The sequence below is a fragment of the Polaribacter sp. OB-PA-B3 genome, from assembly GCF_054589375.1.
In genome coordinates, this window is the sequence record NZ_BAAIIX010000008.1 from 1 (window position 1) to 23,897 (window position 23,897).

Sequence of the window (23,897 nt, forward strand, 5' to 3'; positions counted from 1 at the left end):
AGAATTCCTGAAGAATAAATTAAAAATAATATAGCTAGCAATTTTTTCATAAATTTCCTTTCATATGTTACCCAACGGTCTAGTATAACCGTCAGTTACGGGTTAATATGCGTTAATTTTCGGTTTGGAACTGACGTTAGCAATTCCGAGTGGATTCGGACGTAGTCGAATCCGCCGTAATTGCGGTTATACATTGTTGTAACACGTTTTTTAATCAGTTATATTATTTTTTGTTCGGATGATAGTGTCCCAAATTTTATCCTCTTCTTCCTTATTTTTCGCTTGAACAACAAAATCCATTTCTTCTTCTGTCGCTTTACTACCATCTTCAGATGAAAACGTAATTGTTACTTCGGCATCTAAATCTAATTGGTTCAGAGCATAAATGTATTTATTGGTTAAATACGCAATTCTTGTTTTTGTTCCAGATTGACCAGGCCAACTTTCATCAAATTCTTGCATATACAAGCTAATTCTTGTCTTCATTTTTAAGATTCTTTTTCTTTAATAAATTTTACAAGGTCAATAAGGTGCTGTTCTGAATGTGTTCTCATAGAAAACTCAAACTCCCAAAGTGCATCCATTTCGCTTGTATTATCCATTTTCCATTTCACAACCAATAGGTCTTTAATAATGTCAGTCAAATCGTCCAATGCGTCACCAATTCCGATTTCCACATTCGGTTGCATTTTATTCAAGTCCAAAACCATACTATACCAACCAAAATCTGGAAAATTGGATTTTACATTTTCTTTTATTTCGTTGTAATCAAAATCAGGTTCTTCTTCATAATCCGTTTCGTCAAATTCAAATTCCACTTTTAGGAATTCAGAGTAGATTCCAACTAATAGATTTTTTAAGACATCAGTTTTGTCGGTCATTTCTACTTTTGGATTGACTCCGAATTCTGTGATTTGGTCTATTAGTTTTCTTAATTCACTCAATTTTGATGGTTGGGTTAAATGTGTTACAACGTGTTTGTGTTATGGAAAGTTGCGTTTTTATGAACGGCAGATTTTCCGCAGGAAAATCAAAGTTTATAAAAATGCAACAAACTTTTAGTTAGCTAAAATTAAGCAATTTTTTATACACGGTGTTGCCATTAGTTTTTTCCTTTTCAAGCAACATTTTTAATTCATTATTTATTTCTATACTTTTTAATATATTCTTTTCAAAATCTTTCAGCGTTTTGATTGTTTCAACTTTTCCATTTAGTTCAAAATTTATGTAAGTTTCATTTAGTATTGCTCTTTTCAAGGAAATAACCATATTATAAGCACACCAAACTCCCATTCGTGTGTCATTCATATATGAATTAAATTTATTTATAGATTCCTCATTCCATACCAATCCGCTCAATTTGTAATTCAGGAATCTTTCAGTTATGCAATTAGGTAATTTTAATGCTGATATATTTTCAGATATAATATTCTTCAGCTTCTTATAAGCTTTTGGGTTATTTTCCCAATAATAAAAATCGACCAAAACAAGCTCTCTCAAAATTTCTCTTTGGTCTTCAGATTCGTTATTGTTGAAAATAAATTCAAAGTCTATTTTTAAGGTATTAATTCTCTCAATTATTATATTTAAACAGAATTGAATAGCTATACTTTCTCTCAAAAGATGTGAATATTCAGATAATTTTATTTTTTCAATATCTTTTGATATAATTCTATTTGTTTTATCTGAAATTCTGTTATTTACAGAAGTGTATTGGGATATTGTATTTTTTTTCCTAAACAATCTATTCGTTTTTTTAATTAATGGCAACGTGTTTGTGTAGGAAAAGTTGTGGGTTTAAGCACTAAAGTTAGTAAATAAAACACAAACCAAGAAAATCCGAGAGGATTTTCGCAAGTAAGCTAAAACAAGCAATTTTCTTTACACGGTGTTAGCAAACGTTTTTTATGTTAATCTACTTTTTTCAATTAATTTTCTTATTTCTTTTTCAGAATTTTTCACTAAATTTTCAATTGAACGATTTATAAAAAAGTATTTTAACGTTTTATTCTCATAAAGCCAATCTTGATTATTAATACTGATAGTTTTAAGTTTTGTGTCATTCTCACTATACTCTGATTTTTCTAAATAAACTTTCAGCCTGTTTTTTGGTGTTGAAAATCGATGAGGAGGATAATTCGAAAAGTCAAATTTTAGTAATATATTTTCATTTAATATTTTTAAATTCAGGTGCAGATTGTCCTCAAGCAATTTAGCATTGTTATATTTTTTTAACAATAATTCAACCATTTTATTCCTTCTTTTTTTTAATAACCATAGCCAATATTTTTTTTGAATAATACTCAATATATATGTCAAAACTAGTACATATATTACATAAAAAATAATTCCAATATTTGATTTCCCAATTCCTAAATAGAAAGGGAATCCAGCAAGGAAAATTATAGAAGGAAAGTATATGACATAGTATATTATGTTTCTGTATTCCATTTTAATGTTTGCTAACGTTGTTGTATAAGAAAAGTTGCGATTTTGTCAGCGAGGAATTTCCGAAGGAAATTCAGAAGTTGGCAAAAATGCAACTGTCTTTGATTAAACACTAATTTAGCAATTTTTTTTATACGGTGTTAGCTGTAGTTAATTTCTTTTCCATTCTTTGAATCAGTTGGTGAAATTAAAATTATCTTTTTGAAAGAATTATTTTCGTTAATCTCATTTTTAATTTTCTCAATTTCAGTTGAGTGGATTCCATATCCAATAAAATCAATTAAAACTAACCACCAATTTTCATATAAGTTTTTAAATTTTTCTACTTTTCTTTCTTTTTCATGAATTATAATTTTTAAGCTATCACAAATATCCTTAACCACAAAGCCTCCTCTGTTTAAATCTACAATTCCTCCAACTTCAAATTGAGATTCCCATTTTTCATTATGTTCGAAGAACCCTAAATTCAAATTGTCAGATATTTCATACTCTTTTTTCAATCTCTTATTTTTTGAATAACTCTCAAGTACTTTAGCAATTTCTCGTTTTAGATACTCATTAAACTTTATTGGTCTAGAGTAATAAATTGAAACAATCGTTGTATTCTCAAAATTCTCATTTAATTCAAATAATTTTATAAATTTTTCGATTTTCGGAATTACATTATATTCAATTTTTTCAAGTGGTTTCCCTGAATGAAATTTATTCAATCTTCGCACCTCTACAGCGATTGAATCATTAATTAGAAAATCCGGTGGAGTATTTCCAATAGGTTCAAACTTAACTTTATCATATCCTTTAAATTCGAAATATTCTTTTGCAATTTTTTCTTCAAATTTCATTGGTAATTACAGCTAACGTTGTTGTGTTAAGGAAAGTTGCGTTTAAAGTGAACGGCTATTTTCCGCAGGAAAATAGGAGTTTACAAAAATGCAACTAACTTTGGTTAAGCTAAAATTAAGCAATTTTTTTTACACGGTGTTGGGCTTTCGTACTTTATTCTTTAAATATATTATCCACTTCTTTTAATTCTCTTTCGAGTTCTTTAATATTATCTCTAAGTGTTGATGCATAAGTATAAAACTCAATATTTTTATGAGTTTGATTACCAAAAAGAGTTTTCAATTTTTTACTTAAAAATTCTAAAACTCTAACTTTTTGCTCATAATCTTCTAAAATATTCCTTTCTTTTAATCCTTGTTTTACTTTCTCAATATCTTCATCAATTGAGTAATAAGTATCAATAACTAGTCTGTCATTTTCCTTTGTTAGAAGTTTTTCAAATGTATATGAAACACTTTTAAAAAGTGAGTCAAACTTTATTTTATAATTATCCATAATTTTTTCAAATTTCAGTTTTATTTCTTTCTCAAATTCTTTCAGATAACCAATTGTTATTTTTGAATTTTCCTCAATAATATTACTAATTGTAAAGTTTTCAGATTCTATTTCATTTTCTGTTCCCCAAAAAAGATGTTTAATTAACTGACTTTGATTATTTTCTATATCAAAAAAATGACGAGTTTTATGTTTTCCAGCACTTTTTTCAGAAGGATGTCCAAAAACTTGGTTTCTTAAATTTCTTATTTCTTTGTATTCAGACAAAGTGAAATATCTATTTTTTTTCTGTTCAGTTAATGCGAATTTTAAAGTTTCAATAGAATCTTGTTCAATATAAATTGTTTGAATTATACCAATAGATTCTAAGTAATTAATTGAGGACAAAGATTGATATTCATCTTTTGGTCTTTGAAGGTCTCTAATTATATGAAGTGATGCACAAAGAGCATCCCAGTTTTCAAGATTTTTTATATAATAACCTTGAATTTGTGGATTATTTATCAATTTGAAAAAATAACTAATTCGTTCTTTAATTTCTTTTTCTAATAGCATTATTTTCAATTAATTTCGGTTTTTTCAGGTATGAAGCCCAACTAGTTATATGCAATCAAATATATTGCATTTTCATTATAATTTACCGGATAATAAAACTTTTTTATGATCATTATCGGTTCTGTTAAAATTTTGTAATGCTCGATCTAATGGATTCTGAATCTCCATTAAATCTTTTCTTTTTACATGTGTGTAAATCATTGTCGTTTCTGGTCTAGAATGACCTAATAATGACTGAATGTATCTTATATCGACTCCGTTTTCTAATAAATGCGTTGCGTAACTGTGTCTTAATGTGTGTGGTGTTACCGTTCTTCTAATGCCTGCTTTTAAACAACTTTTCTTTAAAAACTGACGTACACTTTCTGCACTATATTTCCCCTTATTTTGTCCCTCAACAAAATAAATTTCGGGGTTGTAAGAGTAATAATAATTTGATAATAACGGAATAAAACTGTCGGCTAAACTAACATATCTATCTTTTCTACCTTTACTATTTTTAACAACTAATTGTTTTCTGTCAATATTAAAATTCTCTAGTTTTAAATTAATTAACTCACTAATTCTTAATCCGCAAGAATAAATTAAAGCCAATATGGCCCTATGTTTTAAGTTCTGGGTAACGCCAATAACTTTTAAAACTTCTTCTTGAGATAAAATATTAGGTAATTTTTTAGATTTCTTAGGTCTAACTAATTCTAAATTATTTATCAGAGTTTCCGGATAAAAAACTATAAATAATTTTAAAGCACTTATAAATTGTCTTTGCGAACTAATAGAGTAATTTCTCTCTATAAATACACTTTCAATAAAAAGTTCTACAGATTTATTAGTTAGTTCGTTTAACGCAGTTTTAGTGTGAAAATTTATAAAATCGGCAACAAAAAAAGTATATGTCTGAATAGTGCTTTTACTATATCTTTTCCCTTTTAAATAAAGATAAAAATTATTTAAAAGTACTTTTTCTTCTGCAGATAAATTTCTTTTAAACGGTGTTTTCTTTGGTGAATTTTGAATTGAGAGTTTTGTAATTTTATCAAAATTTCGCCTTAAAACTTCTAAATTCAAATCAGTATCGGGCATATGCCAACATTTTAGAGTTTTACTCCATAGTGCACCATCAATTGTTCTTATAATATTTAATAAATCAATATTATAATCAAACTTAATTAAAAGTTGTTGCTTATTACGATGTATTCCTCGTTCAATAAATATGGTTGGATACTTTTTCAATTTTCTTATTTATAGCACATAAATATACTAAATATTAGTCGATTATAAGTGCTTTTTAAAGAGCTTTTTTAATAATTTTGTTAGAAACACGTTGTAATTATAAGAAAATACAGTTGTAAATTTTAATCGAAACTTTAATAAATCATTCACATAATAAATAGCTGTAAAACTTAAGAATTAATAAATACTAATGTATTTTTACATAATTATTTAAACCTTTATGTCGAAAAGCAAGAAAACTAAAAAGAAATATCGTTTTGTAAGAAGAACTTTAAGGGTTTTTTTCGCTATTTTGTTATTTTTCGTTTTATTAATTTTATTTATACGAAGTTCTTGGGGGCAAAATTTAATTGTACAAAAAGCTGTTAATTACGTTTCTAATAAAACCAACACAAAAGTAGCAATAGACAAGTTGTTTCTTACGTTTGATGGAGGCCTGCAATTAGACGGATTATTTTTAGAAGATAAAAAACGAGATACTTTAATTTATTCGAAATCTCTAGAAGCAAATGTGCCGCTTTTTGCAATGATTTCTGGTAACGCTATCGGTGTAGAAAATTTAGAATTGAATGGTTTAAGAGCCAATATTGTAAGAAAAGATACTATTAATAGTTATAATTTTCAATTCTTAATTGATGCTTTTGCATCAGAAAATAATACTGAAACAGTAAAAGATACAACAGCAACGAATTCTATAGATATTGTTCTAGGAACCTTAAATTTTAAGGACATAAATGTAATTTTTAGAGATGATGTTTTAGGTATAGACAGTAAGTTTAAGATTGGTAGTTTATCTGCAGATATTGATGATGTTGATGTAAATACAATGCATTTTGATGTAAATAAAGCTGATCTTAAAAATTCAGAAATCTCTTTTGTTCAAAATTCTCCATCTATAGTTTTACCGGCTGCAGAAGTAATTTTGCCAACAATTACTGCGGATAAAATCTCGATTAATAACACAAAAGCTTTTTATCAATCTAAAATTGATAATTTGGCTGCAAATGTAGCTATCACAGATTTTTATACAGAAATACCTAGTGCAGATTTAAAAAACAATAGTTTTGATTTAAATACAATTCAGTTAGCAAAGTCTAAAATTCGAATTGCCTTAAATTCTAAAGAGAATCAAATAGCTAAAAATAATACACAAGTAGCTTTTAGTTGGCCAGCAATTACTTTAAATATTGATGATGTTGAGTTTTTAGAAAACCAAATAGAATACTCGGTAAATAATCAAAAAGCTATTGCAAATGTGTTTAATCCTGATGTTATATCTATTGATAATCTAAATTTAAAAGCAACAGATATACAATTAAAAGACAAGCAAGCAAAATTAGAAATCGAGTGTTTCAATTTTAAAGAAAAGTCTGGTTTTAACGTTTCTAAAATGCAATTAGCAATAAATGCAACAGATACAAAAACTAGTATTTCAGATGTAAAAATCGCTATCAATCAAAATAATATATCGGGTAATTTACAAGCTAGTTACGCATCATTATCCAAACTAATTTCTTCACCCGAAACTACAAATTTAGAGTTAAACTTACCTTCTTTTCATATATGGTTAAAAGATGCATTTAGATTTCAGCCGAAATTAAAAGAAAACGAATACTTATCTAAGTTAAGTGCAAAAGCATTTAAAGGAAAACTGTTTGTAAACGGAAATTTAGATAATTTAAAAATTGAAAATACGAGTGTTAATTGGGGTAATGCTACAAATATATCCTTAAACGGAAGTATTAAGAATGCTACAAATCCGGATGAAGTACAATTGAATTTGCCAAAATTTAGAGCAGAAACTAAAAGAGCAGATCTTTTACAAATTGTAGATGAAAAACAACTAAATATAAAATTGCCAGAAGACATTTTAATAACAGGTAATGTAAATGGTAGTTTAAAGAAAAGTAAAATCGATGCTACTATTAATACAAGTCAGGGTAATGCTTTTATAGAAGGAAACTTAACTAATGGTAAAAATCTTAGTTACAATGTTAAAGCTGCTATAACAGATTACGATTTAGGTAATTTGATGCAAAATGAAAATTTAGGAGCCTTAACGCTTTCATTACAATCTAACGGAGCGGGTAAAAATCTAAATAATTTAGATGCGACGTTAGAAACTAACATTACAAAACTTCAATTAAAAGAATATGCCATTAAAGATTTAAATGTAAAAGGTAATTTTAAAGATGGAGTAGGTGCTGTTACTTCTACTTATAAAGATGATAATTTAAACCTAAAACTTAACGGATCTGTAATTTTAGATTCGGTAGCAACGCAAGCAGATATAGATTTAAATATAATTGGTGCAAATTTACTGGCTTTAGGTTTATTAAACAGAAATGTTAAAACGGGTATGAATGTATCTGTTGATTTTAAAGGGAATTTAGAGAGTTATAACGTAAAGTCTAATATTAAAAACGGTGTAGTAGTTTATGACAATAATACATATTTATTAGGAGCCGTAAATGCAGAAGCCTTTATTAATAAAGACACTACAGCTGTTAAAATAAATAACAAAATGTTAGATCTTAACCTGCAGTCTAATACAGATCCATTAACATTTAGTAGAGGTATACAACGCCATGTTTTAAGTTATTTTTATAGAGATGATAAAGTTTCTGATACCATTAAAAATCCTATAAATTTAAAATTAGAGGCAAAAATTTCGCAAACTTCATTAATTAAAGATGTTTTTTTAGTGAATCTAAAAGATATAGATACAATTGATATTGCATTAGATTTTAAAGAACAAGAAAGACAATTAAAAGCAAATGTTACTGCGCCATTTATTAATTATAGTGATAATAAATTAGATAGTTTGTCTTTTTCTATGAATACAGACAAAGAAAATTTCAACTTTAATTTGGGTTTTAAAAACATTAAAGCTGGTCCTGTAGATGTTCCTAAAACAGTAATTACCGGTAATCAAACTAATAATGAATTAGCGCTTAATTTCTTAGGATTTCACAAAGGTGAAAAATTGATGAATGTAAACACTAAAATTACAGGAAATCGTGACCGCCTTAAGTTTTCGGTAAACAAAGACAGTTTAATTTTAAATAAAAGTAAATGGTCTATACCAAAAGAAAATGAGATTGTTCTCGAAAATAATAACTTAACCTTTTCTAATTTTAAAATAAATAAAGAAAACCAATCTATAGAAATAACAAACAATTTAAAAGATGTTCAGAAAAACCACATTGCGTTGGTTTACAATAACTTTAATATAAACGAAGTTTTTAATTATTTAAATCCAGAAGATGAAATTGCAAACGGTGTTTTAAACGGAGATTTTGTACTTGTAGAACCTTTTACAAATACAGGTATTATTGCAGATGTATCGGTTTCTAATTTTAAAGTTTTAAATACCAATTTAGGTAAATTATCTATGGATGCAAAATCTCTAGGAAATAACAAGTATAATTTTAATACTTATTTAAAAGAAGGTGATGTAGATTTAGATTTAAAAGGAGATTACTTTGTAAATAATAATATTGCCAATTTAAACTTAGATTTAGATATAAATCAGTTTAAAATGAATGCTCTTAAAACACTTTCTTTAGGTGAAATAAAAGAAACAAGCGGAAGTTTTACTGGCAAGTTTAAAGTTGCTGGCACAACCAATAAACCTAAATATAATGGTAGTTTAACGTTTAATAATGCTGTTTTTAATATTACCAAGTTAAATACAAAATTTACCTTAAAAGAAGAGCAATTAACTATAGATAATTCTGGTATTTCTATGACTAATTTTACAGTTTTAGATGCTAAAAATAATGCGTTAACCCTTTCTGGGGATATTAAAACAGAAAGTTTTATAAATCCTAGATTCGATTTAAAATTAAAAGCAGAAAATTTTAGGGTTTTAAACGCTAGTCAAAAAGACAATCCAGATTTGTACGGTAAAGTAACTTTTAATACCAATGCAACATTAACTGGCGACTTACAAATACCCAAAGTAAACGCCAACTTTACACTAGGTAAAGATACAGATGTAACTTATGTTATGCCTTCTACGTATGCAAACGTAGAAGAAAGAGATGGTGTTGTGGCTTTTGTAAATCGAAAAAATCCGGATGCTATTCTAACCCAAACCGAAGAACAATCTGCAATAATTAGCGGATTTGATATTTCTTCTCGATTAAAAATTAACAGAGAAGCCATAGTTACTATTATTATAAATGAAGATACTGGCGATAATTTTAAAGTTTCTGGAGAAGGAGATTTCCTTTTTACAATGGTGCCAAATGGCAGAATTTCATTTACGGGCGCATATCAAGTAGCAAGCGGGCATTACGAACTTACATTATACAATTTAGTCAATAGAAAATTCTTACTTGCTCCTGGCGGAAGAGTTACTTGGTCTGGCGATCCTTTTGATGCGAAATTAGATGTAAGTGCAATTTATAAATTAGAAACGTCTGCATCTTCTTTAATGGCGGCACAGATTTCAAATGAAGATGCTTCAGTAAAAAATAAGTATAAACAAGTGTTGCCTTTTCAGGTGTATCTAAATATAGATGGCGAATTGTTACAACCAAAAATATCTTTTGATTTGAGTATGCCAGAAGAAGAACAAGGCGCTATTGGCGGACAAGTTTATGGTAGAGTTCAACAAATTAAGCAACAAGAAGAAGAATTGAACAAACAGGTTTTTTCGTTATTAGTTCTAAATAGATTTTATCCAGATGCTGGTAGCGATGGTAGTTTTGGTGGTTTTGCATCTATAGCAAGAAACAACTTAAATGATGCGGTTTCAGAACAATTAAATACTTTTTCTGATAAACTTTTGGGTAAATCGGGTATAGAATTAGACTTTGGTTTAAATAGTTTTACAGATTATCAAGGTGATGCACCAACAGACCGAACTCAATTGGATGTTGCTGCACAAAAACAGTTGTTTAACGAAAGGTTAACGGTTAGAGTTGGTAGTGAAATTGATATACAAGGAAGTAGCACAACTGGCGAGCAAACTCCGTTAATTGGTAATGTTAGTTTAGAATATAAAATAACAGAAGATGGCAGATATCGTTTAAAAGGTTTCAGAAAAAGTGAATTCGAAAATGTAATTGATGGTCAAACTATTGTTAGCGGAATCGGGTTGATTTTTACGCAAGAATTCAATGAGTTTCAAGAGCTATGGAAAGCACTTTTAGGATCAAATTCAGATAAAAATTCATCAAAAAGTGAAAAAACAAAAGAAGAGGAAAATCAACCAAAATCAGCTAAAGAACCTGTTAATAAAAAGAATTAAATTTTGATTAAAATTGTAAAATACTTATTAATTGCAATACTTTTTGGTACAATTCTATATTCTTGTAGTATTCAAAAATACATACCAGAAGACGAGCGTTTATACACTGGTGCAAAAATTGAAATGGAAGTAGATTCTGCCGTAGAAAATGCTACCAATTTAAAAGAAGATTTAAATACAGTGTTAAGACCAGAACCAAATTCTAAGTTTTTGGGCGCTTATTTAGGTTTGTACTACTATTATAAAAATCAGAAAGAGCATCCTAATTTTATAAATAAATGGTTGTTTAAAAGATTTGGAGAAGAACCAACTTATCAAAGTGATGTAGACGAACTGGAAGTTGAAGAAATTTTAAAAAACAGATTAGAAAATCATGGTTTTTTCTACAGCAGAGCAAGTTCTTTTTTTAATGAAAAAGATAAAAAAGCGAGTGTAGTTTATAAGTTAAAAGTACCTGCGCCATATAAAATGGCGAGTTATCAAATAGACAGTATAGAAAGTCCTATTTATCAAGAGATAAAAGATTTAACAAAAGCATCTCCATTTCCAGAAAATATGCGTTTCGATTTGGCAAATTTAAAGTTAGAAAGACAACGTTTAGATACCGAATTAAAACAAAGAGGTTATTATAATTTTAATCCGAGTTTTTTAATTTTTGAAGCAGATACAAATCAATATAAAAATAAAAGATTCGATTTGTTTTTAAAATTGAAAGCTAAAGTACCAGAAAAAGCTACAATTCCGTATCAAGTTAAAAAGATAAATATTTACCCTAATTTTAATTTAAAAGATTCTACAAATGTTAAAGAAACAAGGTTTGATAATAAAAGTTATTATCAAGATTCTGTGTTTTTTAAACCAAAGTATTTAGATGATTTTATTACAATAAAAGAAGGAGAAAAATACAATCCGTTAAACTCTAAAAATACAGCAAGACGTTTATCTTCTATAGGTGCTTACAAGTATGTAAACATTCAGTATAAAGAATTAGAAAGTTTAGAAACAGATAGTTTAGGTGTTTTAGAAGCTAATATATTTTTATCTCCGTTAACAAAAAGAGCTATAAGAGCAGAATTGCAAGCGGTTACAAAATCTAATAATTTTGCAGGTCCAGAGCTTTCTTTAACATACAGTAATAGAAATCTTTTTAAAGGTGGAGAAACTTTAAACATAAGCACAAACTTTGGTTATGAAACGCAAGTTTCTAGTGGAGAAAATTCTGGGCTAAGTAGTTTAGAATTAGGTTTAAAAACCGAATTAATTTTTCCGAGAGTTATTGCCCCTTTTTCTATAAACGAAGATTTTTTTGAATATTCTGTACCTAAAACAAAAACAAGTCTAGGAGTTACGTATTTAAATAGAAGTAAATTATATACTCTTTTATCTGGTAGTGCACTTTTTGGTTATGTTTGGAACGCAAATAAATACATTACTTACGAGTTAAACCCTATTTCTGTAAATTATACAAGACTGTCAAATACTACGGATGAGTTTCAGCAGATTTTAAACGATAACTCTTTTCTAGAACAAAGTTTTGAGCAACAATTTATTAGCGGATTAACATTTTCGTTTACTTATAATGAAATGCTAAACAATGCTAAAACACATCAATTTTACTTAAACTCTACATTAGATGTTGCAGGTAATTCTATAAGTTTATTGGCAAAAGAAAGCGAAACAAATGACGCAAAAGAGTTTTTAGGTTTGCAGTATGCACAATATGCAAAAGCAGATTTTGATGCAAGATATCATTACAACTTTGGTACAAATAAAAACCAAACCATTGCAGCTAGATTGTTTGCTGGTTATGGTTACGCATACGGTAATTCTGATGTTGTACCGTTTGTTAAACAATATTATGCTGGTGGGCCGTATAGTGTTAGAGCATTTAATATTAGATCTTTAGGACCAGGAACTTACAATGAAAATGATGTTGCAGATAACACAGATACTACAAGTAATTTTTTCGATAAAACAGGTAATATTCGTTTAGAAGCAAATCTAGAATATCGTTTTCCAATCTTTTCGTTTTTTAAAGGAGCAGTATTTGCTGATGCAGGAAATGTTTGGAATTCTAAAGCAAATCCAGATTTTGGTACTTCAGGTAAAGATAAGTTTACATCAAACTTTATTAATGAATTAGGTATGGGTGCTGGTTTTGGTGTTCGTGTAGATGTACAAGGTTTTGTAATTCGTTTTGATTTGGCAGCGCCTTTTCATGATCCGGCATTACAAGAAGGTAAACGTTGGGATTTTAGAGTAGATGAACCTGTTTTTAATTTTGCAATTGGTTATTCTTTTTAAAAAGTATTAAAAGCCAGTAGCCATTTTTTCTAAGGCAATTTTGTCTAAAATTTTAATGTCTTTGCCTTTAAATTCGATAACTTTTTTCTTCTTAAGATCAGAAAGTAATCTTATGGCAGATTCTGTTGCAGTACCAATAACATTAGCAATGTCTTCTCTAGAAAGCTGTATGTTAATATTACCGTCTGTGTTTGTACTAAATTTAGTTTCTAAATGTAAAAGTGTTTCTGCCAAACGTTGTTTTACCGTTTTTTGAGCCATATCAACAATTAAATTGTCTGCTGTTTTTAAAGAACTGGCCATGTCTTTTAACACACTCATTGTAAAATTATTGTTTTTCTGTAAATCTCTAATAATTTCATCTTTAGGTATAAAACAAATTTCCATGTCATTTAAAGCCACAGCTTTTAAATTCGAAACTTCATCAGAAATTAAACTTCGCTCACCTAATAAATCACCTTTTTGTATTAAGCTTACAATTTGATTTCTACCGTTATCACTCATCTTAGAAACCTTACAAACTCCATCTTTAATACAAAAAACTCCATTAATATGTTCGCCTTCATCAAAAAGAATTTCGCCTTTTTTTATAATTTTAGAAGTTTTACAATTAGACATTCTTAACAATTCTTCTTTAGAAAGATGTTTTAAAGAATTAAACTGACGAACAATACATTGTTCACATTTACTCATGTTAAGAATGTTTTAGGTAAAATCAAAAGTAGTAAAAACCTGATAAATATCATATTTTAAAAGACACTCTTATTAGAAATTTGCAGTAGGCAAAAGAGTAAATATGAATTCTACACAATGTTATCACTGTGGCGATTCTTGTAATGATGGTTTAATTACGTTTGATGAAAAAAGTTTCTGTTGTAACGGTTGTAAAACTGTTTATGAGATTTTTTCTGAAAACGATTTAACGTGTTATTATAATTTTCAAGACAATCCTGGGGCAATTCCCTCGGAAATTAAAGGCAAATACGATTTCTTAGATTCTAAAGAAATTGCAACAAAATTATTAGATTTTTCTGATGGAAATATCGAAATAGTAACACTTTACATACCACATATTCATTGTAGTTCTTGTATTTGGGTTCTAGAAAATCTACATAAATTAAATGAATACGTTAGTGCATCTCAAGTAGATTTTCCGAAGAAAAAAGTTAGAGTTACATACAATTCTGCTAAAACAACAATTAAAGAAATTGTGCTATTATTAAGTGCAATTGGTTACGAGCCTTACATTAGTTTAGAAGATTATGAAAGCGGAAAAAAAGCAGTAGATAGAAGTCTAATTTACAAACTTGGTATAGCAGGTTTTGCATTTGGAAACGTAATGTTTTTATCTTTTCCGGAGTATTTTGAAGTGAATGGTTTTTGGATAGAAAAGTATAAAAATATCTTTAGATGGTTAATGTTTTTCTTCTCGTTACCTGTAGTTTTTTATGCCGCAAATGATTATTTTATTTCGGCATATAAGGGTTTACGTTCTAAAATATTAAATATTGATGTGCCTATAGCTTTAGGGGTTTCTGTATTGTTTCTTAGAAGTTCTGTAGAAATAATTTTCGATTTAGGTACGGGTTTTTTTGATAGTTTAACCGGTTTGGTTTTCTTTCTATTACTCGGTAAATTTTTTCAGCAGAAAACCTACAATTTCTTGTCTTTTGAACGTGATTATAAATCGTACTTTCCTATTGCAGTCACGAAAATAACTAAGGATAATCAAGAAGAAACTGTACAGATTTACGACGTTGAAAAAGGTGATCGATTATTAATTAGAAATGAAGAATTGATTCCTGTTGACGGAATTTTAATCAACGGAAATGCAGACATTGATTATAGTTTTGTTACAGGAGAAGCAGATGCGGTTTCAAAAAAATCTGGCGATAAACTGTTTGCAGGCGGTAAACAACTTTCTGGAAGTATAGAAATGGAGGTTTTAGCTTCGGTTTCGCAAAGTTATTTAACTCAATTATGGAGTAACGATGTTTTTCAAAAAGAGCACAAGTCGCATTTTAAAACAATAACCGATAGCATTAGTAAAAATTTTACAATTGCAGTTTTGGCAATTGCTTTTATAGCAACATCATTTTGGTTATTTATAGATGTAAACAAAGCATTAAACGTTTTTACAGCAGTTTTAATAATTGCTTGCCCTTGTGCAATAGCTTTAGCGGCACCATTTACTTTAGGAAATATGTTGCGCATTTTTGGCAAACAAAAATTCTATTTAAAAAATGCTACGGTAATAGAGCAATTGGCAAAAATAGACACAATAATTTTTGATAAAACAGGTACATTAACAACACACAAAGAAAATACAATTTCTTATGATGGTATTAAGTTAAATATTCTTGAAAATAGAATTTTAAAAAGTGCTTTAAGAGCCTCTAATCATCCATTAAGTAGAACTTTATACAATACATTTTCTACGTTAGATTTTGTGCCAATTTCTAAATATGAAGAGGTTGTTGGTAAAGGAATTAAAGCAACTTATAATAACGAAATTTTAAAATTGGGTTCTTCTAATTTCGTATTGAATTCTAGTGATTCTTCTAATTCTTCTAATTTAGATACGGCAATTTATATCAGTTTTAATGGTGTTTATAAAGGTAAATTTACTTTTAAAAATTCTTATAGAAAAGGCTTAAAAGCGTTGTTTCAATCTTTAAAAAATAGGTTTAATTTATCTGTGGTTTCTGGTGATAATGAAGGTGAAAAAAACTATTTACAAAAAAACTTACCAAAAGGTACAAAGTTGCTATTCAACCAAAAGCCAGAGGATAAATTAAATGTTATAGCACAGCTTCAAAAAGAAAATAAAAAAGTGGCTATGATTGGCGACGGTTTAAATGATGCTGGTGCTTTGGCACAAAGTGATGTAGGTATTGCATTGTCAGAAAATATCAATGTTTTTTCGCCTGCTTGCGACGGAATTTTAGATGCATCAAAATTCTCTAAAATAGCAACGTTTATTAACGCATCAAAAAAGGCTATCAAAATTATAAAGTATAGCTTTTTACTGTCTTTATGTTACAATTTAATTGGTTTAGGTTTTGCAATTACGGGTAATTTGATGCCTGTTGTTGCAGCTATTTTAATGCCTTTAAGTTCTATTAGTATCGTAATCTTTACAACAATTTCTACCAATATTTTGGGTAAAAAAATAAAATAAAATGCAAAATTCTTTAATTCAGAAATATAATATTCCGGGTCCTAGATATACAAGTTATCCTACTGTGCCTTTTTGGAACAAAGACGGAATCGATAAAAATGTTTGGATCAATTCTTTTAAAACTTCATTTAAAGAAAGCAACACATCCGAAGGAATAAGTATTTACATTCATTTGCCATTTTGTGAAAGTTTATGCACTTTTTGTGCGTGTCATAAGCACATTACCAAACGTCATGAAGTAGAAGAAGAGTATATAAAAACAGTTCTTAAGGAGTGGGAATTGTATGTGGCTTTAGTTGATGAAACGCCAATAATTAAAGAGTTGCATTTAGGTGGCGGAACACCAACTTTTTTTTCAAAAGAAAATTTAGAATATTTAATGGATGGTGTTTTTTCAATTTCAAAAAAACATCAAAATGCAGAATTTAGTTTCGAAGGACATCCAAGTAATACTTCAAAAGAGCAACTACAAACTTTATATAATTGTGGTTTTAGAAGGGTAAGTTTTGGTGTGCAAGATTATAATGAAAAAGTACAGAAAGCAATTCATAGAATTCAGCCATTTGATGAGGTAGAAAAGGTAACAAATTGGTCAAGAGAAATAGGTTACACATCTGTAAGTCACGATTTAATTTTCGGGTTGCCTTTTCAAACCAAAGAGAACGTAATCGATACCATTAATAAAACCAAAGAATTACAACCCGATAGAATTTCTTTTTATAGCTACGCACATGTGCCTTGGGTAAAAGGAGTAGGGCAAAGAGGTTTTAATGAAAACGATTTGCCAGCAAATGAAGAAAAAAGAGAACTGTATGAAATTGGTAAAGAACTTTTTGCTGCATTAGGTTATGTAGAAATTGGTATGGATCATTTTGCTTTAAAAACAGATAGTTTATACAAAGCATCAGTAGATAAAACATTGCACAGAAATTTTATGGGGTATACCGCCAATAAAACACAATTAATGGTTGGTTTAGGTATGTCTGCAATTTCAGATTCTTGGTATGCATTTGCACAAAATGTAAAAACTGTAAAAGAATATCAGCAAATAGTAAACTCTGGCGAAATTCCAATTTTTAGAGGACACCTTTTATCCGAAGAAGATAGAATTATAAGAAAACATATTTTAAATATTATGTGTCATTTTACTACTTCTTGGCAAGAAGATGCCATGAAAATTAAAAATATAGAAAACCATTTGATTTTACTTAAAGAAATGGAGAATGATGGTTTAGTTGTAATTAAAGAAAATTCACTTTTTGTACCAGAAGCGGCAAGACCTTTTGTTAGAAATATTTGTATGGCTTTTGATGTGCATTTATTAAAAATGAAGCCCAAAACACAATTATTTTCTATGACAATTTAAAGCTAAATTTTAAACATGACAAATGTCATATTTTAAGAAATGTATCAATATTATTTTTGTTGTATCAATTATCAGGCAAGATATGAGCGTAATATATTTACTACTTACACTAAGTATTTTAGTGGCATTAATATTTTTTATAGCATTTATTTATTCAGTTAAAAAAGGGCAATACGATGATTCGTATACACCTTCTGTTCGCATGCTTTTTGATGATGAACTAATTATAGAAAAACAAGAAAAATCAACTTTAGATTAAATTTTAAATTATGGAAATGCAACAATTTTATTACGATAATAAAATCGTAAAAAAATTCATCTACGCAACATTACTTTGGGGAATTGTAGGGTTCTCTGTAGGTTTATTGCTAGCGTTTATGTTTTTATTCCCAAACGTAACAGACGGAATTTCGTGGTTAAGTTTTGGGCGTTTAAGACCTTTACATACAAATGCAGTAATTTTTGCTTTTGTTGGTAATGCAATTTTTGCGGGCGTTTATTATTCTTTGCAACGTTTGTTAAAAGCAAGAATGGCAAGTAACTTTTTAAGCAATTTTAACTTTTGGGGTTGGCAAGCAATTATTGTAGCAGCAGCAATTACTTTACCACTTGGGTATACTTCGTCTAAAGAATATGCAGAATTAGAGTGGCCAATAGATATTGCAATTGCCTTAGTATGGGTTGCTTTTGGTGTAAACATGATTTGGACAATTCTTCAAAGAAGACAAAGACATTTATACGTTGCAATTTGGTTTTATTTAGGAACTTTTGTTACCGTAGCTGTTTTACATATTTTTAATAGTTTGGCATTACCAGTTGGTTTCTTAAAGTCTTATTCTGTGTATGCTGGAGTGCAAGATGCTTTGGTACAATGGTGGTACGGGCACAATGCAGTTGCTTTCTTTTTAACAACTCCGTTTTTAGGATTGATGTATTATTTTGTTCCAAAGGCAGCAAACAGACCTGTGTATTCTTATAGATTATCTATTGTTCACTTTTGGTCTTTAATATTTATTTATATATGGGCAGGACCGCATCATTTATTATATACTTCATTACCAGATTGGGCTCAAAACTTAGGTGTTGCTTTTTCTGTAATGCTAATTGCACCTTCTTGGGGAGGAATGATAAACGGATTGCTAACATTAAGAGGAGCTTGGGATAAAGTAAGAACAGATCCTGTTTTAAAGTTTATGGTGGTTGCAATTACGGGTTACGGTATGGCAACTTTTGAAGGCCCGATGCTTTCTCTAAAAAATGTTAATGCAATCGCACATTTTTCAGACTGGATTATTGCACACGTGCATGTTGGTGCATTAGCTTGGAATGGATTCTTCACTTTTGGGATGTTGTATTGGTTAATACCAAGAATGTTTAAAACAAAACTATATTCTAAAGGTTTGGCAAACTTTCATTTCTGGATTGGTACTTTAGGTATTATAATGTACACTTTACCAATGTATGTAGCAGGTTTTGTGCAAGCTTCAATGTGGAAGCAATTTAATCCAGACGGAAAATTAACCTACGGAAATTTCCTAGAAACTGTTAATGAAATTATACCAATGTATTGGATGCGTGCAATTGGAGGGTCTTTATTTATTGTAGGTGCAATTGTAATGTTGTATAACGTTGTTAGAACTGTAAAAGCAGGTGTTGGTGTTACAGATGAATTGGCAGAAGCACCAGCTTTAACTAAAGTTTCTAAATACAGAACAAAAGGAGAAGGTTGGCACACTTGGATTGAGAGAAAACCCATTAAACTTACATTATATGCTACAGTAGCTATTTTAATTGGTGGTATTGTGCAAATTATACCAACTTTATTGGTAAAATCGAATATACCAACAATAAGCAGTGTAAAACCTTATACACCTTTAGAATTAGAAGGTAGAGATATTTATATAAGAGAAGGTTGTGTTGGTTGTCACTCGCAAATGGTAAGACCTTTTAGAAGTGAAGTAGAACGTTATGGCGAGTATTCTAAAGCAGGTGAGTTTGTATATGATCATCCATTTTTATGGGGAAGTAAACGTACTGGACCAGATTTACATAGAATAGGGCAGAAGTATAGTGATAGTTGGCACCTTAATCATATGTACGATCCACAAAGTACATCCGAAGGTTCTATAATGCCTGCTTACAAATGGTTGGTAAGAAATGAGCTAGATAAATCGAATACAGAAAATAAAATGAGAGCCATGGTAACATTAGGCGTGCCATATTCTGAAGAAGAAATTATAAACGCTCAAACAAATATGTTAGCTCAAGGATCTCAAATTGAAGAAAATTTATATTCAGATCCAGACTTTGCAAAAACTTATGAAGCAGATAAAAAATATGCAGAAGAAAACAGTGAAGCTTTTATAGAAATGAAAAACAGAGAAATTGTAGCAGTAATTGCATACATACAGCGTTTAGGAACAGATATAAAAGTTAAAGACGAACAAAAAACTACTAAAAGATAGAAATCATGTTTAAATTTTTAAAAGGACATTTAGAGAGCATAACCGGTATAGAAATTTACCCAATGATATCATTACTTATATTTTTTACTTTTTTTGTTGCCTTATTTTGGTGGGTTTTTACAGCCAAAAAAGAGTACATCAGTAAAGTAAGTAGTATACCATTAGATAACTAAAAAGTAAAAAAATGAAAAAATCATTTCAATCTACAGTATATGTAATTTTTGTAATTGTTACGTTTATAACGCTTGCAAAATCGTTTATGATGTACGAAAACCCATTTAGTTTTTACGAGAATCCGCTGGTTTGGTTAGCCTTAATAGGTTTTGTTTTAGTAGTTGTTTTAAAAGAAGTTGTTAATGTATTGGCAATTAAAAGAGCTACAGAACTGCAAAACGAAAAAGATGGTATTGTGCCAGAACCAAGCAACGCTTGGATTCAAAAATTATTAAAATCTTGGACAAAAGCGAAAGCTATTGAAGAAGAGCAAGAAATAGTTTTAGATCATGATTACGACGGAATTAGAGAATTAGATAATTCGCTACCGCCATGGTGGATTTATATGTTTTATGCAACGATAATTTTTGCAGTTGTTTATTTAGTAAGGTTCGAAGTTTTAGATGGCGATAATCAGGTTGTAGAATATAACAAAGCGGTTGCAGAAGCAAAAGCAGCATTAAACAAATATAAAGCCACAGCTAAAGATTTAATTACAGCAGAAAATGTAACACTTTTAACTGATGCGAAAGATTTAAGTAGAGGTAGAGCTGTATTTAATTTAAACTGTGCTTCTTGTCATCAAAAAGATGGAGGAGGTTCTATTGGACCAAACTTAACAGATGAATATTGGATTTTAGGTGGCGGAATTAAAAACGTCTTTGCAACTATTTCTAATGGAGGTAGAGATGGTAAAGGTATGATTGCTTGGGATAAAACATTAAAAACGGCAGACATTGCAAAAGTAGCAAGTTATGTTTTAACACTTCAAGGTACAACACCTGCCGTTGCTAAAGCTCCGCAAGGAGAAATCTGGACAGAAGAATAACATAGAAAAAGGAAAAGTAATTTAATAGTTAGTTTTTATGGATAAGCCCAAGAACGAGTATTTTAGAGATAGTATTGCAACTGTTAATAATGAGGGAAAGCGTTCTTGGGTATTTCCTAAAAAACCAAGCGGATTTTTCTATAAATACAGAACATACGTTAGTTATTTTTTATTACTTTTTTTATTATCTGCACCCTTTATAAAAATTAAAGGAAATCAATTTTTGTTGTTTAATGTGTTAGAAAGAAAATTCAATATTTTCGGATTTCCTTTTTGGCCACAAGACTTTCATTTATTAGTAATTTCAATGATTGTTGGTGTTGTTTTTGTAATTCTTTTTACAGTTGTTTTTGGTCGAATTTTCTGCGGATGGGTTTGTCCGCAAACCATATTTCTCGAAATGGTTTTTAGAAAAATAGAATATTGGATTGATGGTGATCGAGGCAAACAAATCCGTTTAGATAAACAACCATGGAATGCAGAAAAAATTAGAAAAAGACTTTTAAAATGGTTTGTGTTTTTTGTTATCTCTTTTTTAATTGCTAATGTTTTTTTAGCTTATTTAATTAGTGGAGATACTCTTATAAATTACATAACAGGTAACCCGTTTGATAATATTAGCACATTAATTTCATTAATAATATTTACTTGTGTTTTTTATTTTGTGTTTGCTTGGTTTAGAGAACAAGTCTGCATAATTGCTTGCCCTTATGGTAGATTACAAGGTGTATTGTTAGATAATAAAACAATTAATGTAGCTTATGATTATAAGCGAGGAGAAGGAGAGAACGGACGTGCTAAATTCAGAAAAAATGAAGACAGAAACGCTGTAGGAAAAGGAGATTGCATCGATTGTAAACAATGTGTAGTTGTTTGTCCTACAGGAATAGATATAAGAAATGGCACGCAACTAGAATGTGTTAATTGCACAGCTTGTATAGATGAATGCGACCATATGATGGAAAATGTTGGGTTGCCTAAAGGATTAATAAGGTATGCAAGTGAAGATAATATAGCAAAGAAAAAACCTTTTGAGTTTACGGCAAGAATGAAAGGTTATTCTGCAGTGCTATTAATTTTAACAGGCATTTTAATAGGAATGTTATTTCTAAGAAACGACGTAGAAGCAAGAATTCTAAGGTTGCCTGGTCAATTGTATCAGCACAAAGAAAATAATATTATCAGCAATGTTTACACATATAAAGTAGTAAATAAAACAACAGAAGATATTACAGATGTTAGCTACAAATTATTATCTCATAAGGGTGAAATTAAATTGGTTTCAAATAAAAACTTTTTGGTGCCAAAGCAAGGTCTGGCAGAAGGTACTTTATTTATCGAAATTAATCAGGCTGCTTTAAAAGGAGATAAAGACAAGTTAGAAATTGGAGTTTACACAAAAGGAAAATTAATAGAAACGGCTAAGTCTAGTTTTTTAGGACCAAGAAGCTATAAATAATAAATTATGAAATTTAATTGGGGAACAGGCATTGTACTTGCTATTGTAGCATTTATGGGATTTATTTTGTACTTCGTAATCACTATGAGTACTAATAATTCTTACAGCCATGATTTGGTTACAGAAAAATATTACCAAAAAGAACTAGGTTTTCAAAATGAAATTAATGCAACACAAAATGCAAATAATTTAAAAGAAAACGTTAAGATTTTAAAAGTTAACAATGATTTAAAAATAATATTTCCTGTAATATTTAACTCTAAAAAGATACACGGAAAAGTGTTCCTATACAGACCATCTAATAAACAATTAGATTTCGAAATTCCTATTTCGATTTCTAATTCATATTTGCTCGTGCCTGAGAAACGTTTGTTAGGTGGTCGATGGAACATTAGTGTTGCATTCGAATATAATGATAAAGAATATTTAGTGAAACAAGAAATAGAATATTAATGTTAATATCTGCACTAATTTTTGGTTTATTAGGTAGTTTTCATTGCATTGGTATGTGCGGACCAATAGCATTTATGTTACCAATAGATAGGCAACATAAAACCAAGGGTTTCCTACAAGTTATGATATATCATTTAGGTAGGCTGTTAACATATGCATTTATTGGGTTATTGTTTGGCCTTTTAGGTAAAGGTTTTTATTTCTTCGGATTTCAACAGCAAATATCTATTATAGTTGGTGTCTTAATGATTCTATTCATACTTTTTCCAAGAATTTTTCATAAAATTAACTTTTCAAATAAAGTGAGCGGTATATTTTTCAATTTAAAAAATACTTTAGGTAAAGAACTAAAAAAGAAAAGAAACGATACTTTTTTCACCATAGGTTTTCTTAACGGATTTTTACCTTGCGGATTAGTTTATATGGCGTTATTTGGTGCTTTGGCAACTAGAAATGCTTTGGAAGGTAGTTTGTATATGTTTCTTTTTGGTTTGGGTACTATTCCGTTAATGACTTCAGTGGTTTTCTTAGGGAATTTTGCAAAAGGAGGTCTAAAAAAATCGATTCAGAAAGCTATACCATATGTTGTTGTTTTTATAGGTTTATTATTTATTGTTAGAGGTTTGGGCTTAGGAATACCGTATGTATCACCAAAACCAATTTTAGACATTGTTTCTAATAATACCAGTTGTCGTTAATAAACTTTGCATATTTTTTATTAAATACATTTAATTTTCATTATTAACTTTGTTAAATCTTATCAGAACAAAGAATTCTTAAATTTTTTTATAAT

General features: G+C 29.2%; 19 protein-coding genes. 11 read left to right on the forward strand and 8 right to left on the reverse strand.

All coding sequences use genetic code 11. The features are described 5' to 3' along the window. Window positions 1–210: 210 nt before the first annotated feature. From ACYPV9_RS13170 to ACYPV9_RS13200, 7 genes are all read right to left on the reverse strand, one after another. Window positions 211–486 carry a hypothetical protein gene (locus ACYPV9_RS13170; RefSeq protein ID WP_459744432.1) on the reverse strand — a complete coding sequence of 92 codons (276 nt, stop codon included), beginning with the start codon at window positions 484–486 and terminating at the stop codon, window positions 211–213. 2 nt (window positions 487–488) lie between these two features. Continuing rightward, window positions 489–944: a DUF5063 domain-containing protein gene (locus ACYPV9_RS13175; RefSeq protein ID WP_459744434.1), complete on the reverse strand. Its 456-nt coding sequence runs from the start codon at window positions 942–944 to the stop codon at window positions 489–491. A gap of 118 nt (window positions 945–1,062) precedes the next feature. Further along, window positions 1,063–1,770, reverse strand: a complete 708-nt coding sequence (locus ACYPV9_RS13180) for a hypothetical protein (protein ID WP_459744436.1) — start codon at window positions 1,768–1,770, stop codon at window positions 1,063–1,065. Window positions 1,771–1,905: 135 nt separating this feature from the next. Continuing rightward, window positions 1,906–2,451, reverse strand: a complete 546-nt coding sequence (locus ACYPV9_RS13185; protein WP_459744438.1) for a hypothetical protein — start codon at window positions 2,449–2,451, stop codon at window positions 1,906–1,908. Window positions 2,452–2,588: 137 nt separating this feature from the next. Further along, entirely contained in the window at window positions 2,589–3,290 is a 702-nt protein-coding gene (locus ACYPV9_RS13190) for a hypothetical protein (RefSeq protein WP_459744441.1), read from the reverse strand. 154 nt (window positions 3,291–3,444) lie between these two features. Beyond that, window positions 3,445–4,341 carry a hypothetical protein gene (locus tag ACYPV9_RS13195; protein WP_459744444.1) on the reverse strand — a complete coding sequence of 299 codons (897 nt, stop codon included), beginning with the start codon at window positions 4,339–4,341 and terminating at the stop codon, window positions 3,445–3,447. 75 nt (window positions 4,342–4,416) lie between these two features. Continuing rightward, the gene (locus ACYPV9_RS13200; protein WP_459744446.1) at window positions 4,417–5,574 is read right to left on the reverse strand and encodes a tyrosine-type recombinase/integrase; all 1,158 of its coding nucleotides are present in this window, start codon (window positions 5,572–5,574) and stop codon (window positions 4,417–4,419) included. 220 nt (window positions 5,575–5,794) lie between these two features. Between ACYPV9_RS13200 and ACYPV9_RS13205 the strand changes: the two genes are divergently transcribed. Beyond that, complete coding sequence (locus ACYPV9_RS13205) at window positions 5,795–10,834, forward strand: translocation/assembly module TamB domain-containing protein (protein WP_459744448.1); 5,040 nt, start codon at window positions 5,795–5,797, stop codon at window positions 10,832–10,834. Between the two features lie 6 nt (window positions 10,835–10,840). Then, window positions 10,841–13,138 carry a translocation and assembly module lipoprotein TamL gene (gene tamL / locus ACYPV9_RS13210; protein ID WP_459744715.1) on the forward strand — a complete coding sequence of 766 codons (2,298 nt, stop codon included), beginning with the start codon at window positions 10,841–10,843 and terminating at the stop codon, window positions 13,136–13,138. Between the two features lie 6 nt (window positions 13,139–13,144). Here the strand turns inward: tamL and ACYPV9_RS13215 are convergent, their stop codons facing one another. Continuing rightward, window positions 13,145–13,831 (reverse strand): Crp/Fnr family transcriptional regulator, encoded by a 687-nt coding sequence (locus ACYPV9_RS13215; RefSeq protein WP_459744450.1) that lies wholly within the window; start codon window positions 13,829–13,831, stop codon window positions 13,145–13,147. Between the two features lie 103 nt (window positions 13,832–13,934). On the opposite strand from ACYPV9_RS13215, the gene ACYPV9_RS13220 reads away from it, so the two are divergent. From ACYPV9_RS13220 to ACYPV9_RS13260, 9 genes are all read left to right on the forward strand, one after another. Next, a complete protein-coding gene (locus ACYPV9_RS13220) occupies window positions 13,935–16,319 on the forward strand; it encodes a heavy metal translocating P-type ATPase (protein ID WP_459744453.1) in 2,385 nt (794 codons plus the stop codon). 1 nt (window position 16,320) lies between these two features. After that, window positions 16,321–17,685, forward strand: a complete 1,365-nt coding sequence (gene hemN, locus ACYPV9_RS13225; protein WP_459744455.1) for an oxygen-independent coproporphyrinogen III oxidase — start codon at window positions 16,321–16,323, stop codon at window positions 17,683–17,685. 82 nt (window positions 17,686–17,767) lie between these two features. Next, entirely contained in the window at window positions 17,768–17,944 is a 177-nt protein-coding gene (gene ccoS / locus ACYPV9_RS13230; RefSeq protein ID WP_299065553.1) for a cbb3-type cytochrome oxidase assembly protein CcoS, read from the forward strand. A gap of 10 nt (window positions 17,945–17,954) precedes the next feature. Then, complete coding sequence (gene ccoN, locus ACYPV9_RS13235) at window positions 17,955–20,150, forward strand: cytochrome-c oxidase, cbb3-type subunit I (protein ID WP_459744456.1); 2,196 nt, start codon at window positions 17,955–17,957, stop codon at window positions 20,148–20,150. A 5-nt stretch (window positions 20,151–20,155) separates the two neighbouring features. Then, window positions 20,156–20,323: a cytochrome C oxidase subunit IV gene (locus ACYPV9_RS13240; protein ID WP_077810079.1), complete on the forward strand. Its 168-nt coding sequence runs from the start codon at window positions 20,156–20,158 to the stop codon at window positions 20,321–20,323. Between the two features lie 11 nt (window positions 20,324–20,334). Beyond that, window positions 20,335–21,192: a cbb3-type cytochrome c oxidase N-terminal domain-containing protein gene (locus ACYPV9_RS13245; protein WP_459744457.1), complete on the forward strand. Its 858-nt coding sequence runs from the start codon at window positions 20,335–20,337 to the stop codon at window positions 21,190–21,192. Window positions 21,193–21,229: 37 nt separating this feature from the next. Further along, window positions 21,230–22,651 carry a cytochrome c oxidase accessory protein CcoG gene (ccoG, locus tag ACYPV9_RS13250; RefSeq protein WP_459744460.1) on the forward strand — a complete coding sequence of 474 codons (1,422 nt, stop codon included), beginning with the start codon at window positions 21,230–21,232 and terminating at the stop codon, window positions 22,649–22,651. 6 nt (window positions 22,652–22,657) lie between these two features. Next, on the forward strand, window positions 22,658–23,104 hold the full coding sequence (locus ACYPV9_RS13255) for a FixH family protein (protein WP_459744464.1): 447 nt from the start codon (window positions 22,658–22,660) through the stop codon (window positions 23,102–23,104). Next, window positions 23,104–23,802: a sulfite exporter TauE/SafE family protein gene (locus ACYPV9_RS13260; protein ID WP_459744467.1), complete on the forward strand. Its 699-nt coding sequence runs from the start codon at window positions 23,104–23,106 to the stop codon at window positions 23,800–23,802. The genes ACYPV9_RS13255 and ACYPV9_RS13260 overlap by 1 nt, the downstream gene beginning before the upstream one ends. Window positions 23,803–23,897: the final 95 nt, after the last annotated feature.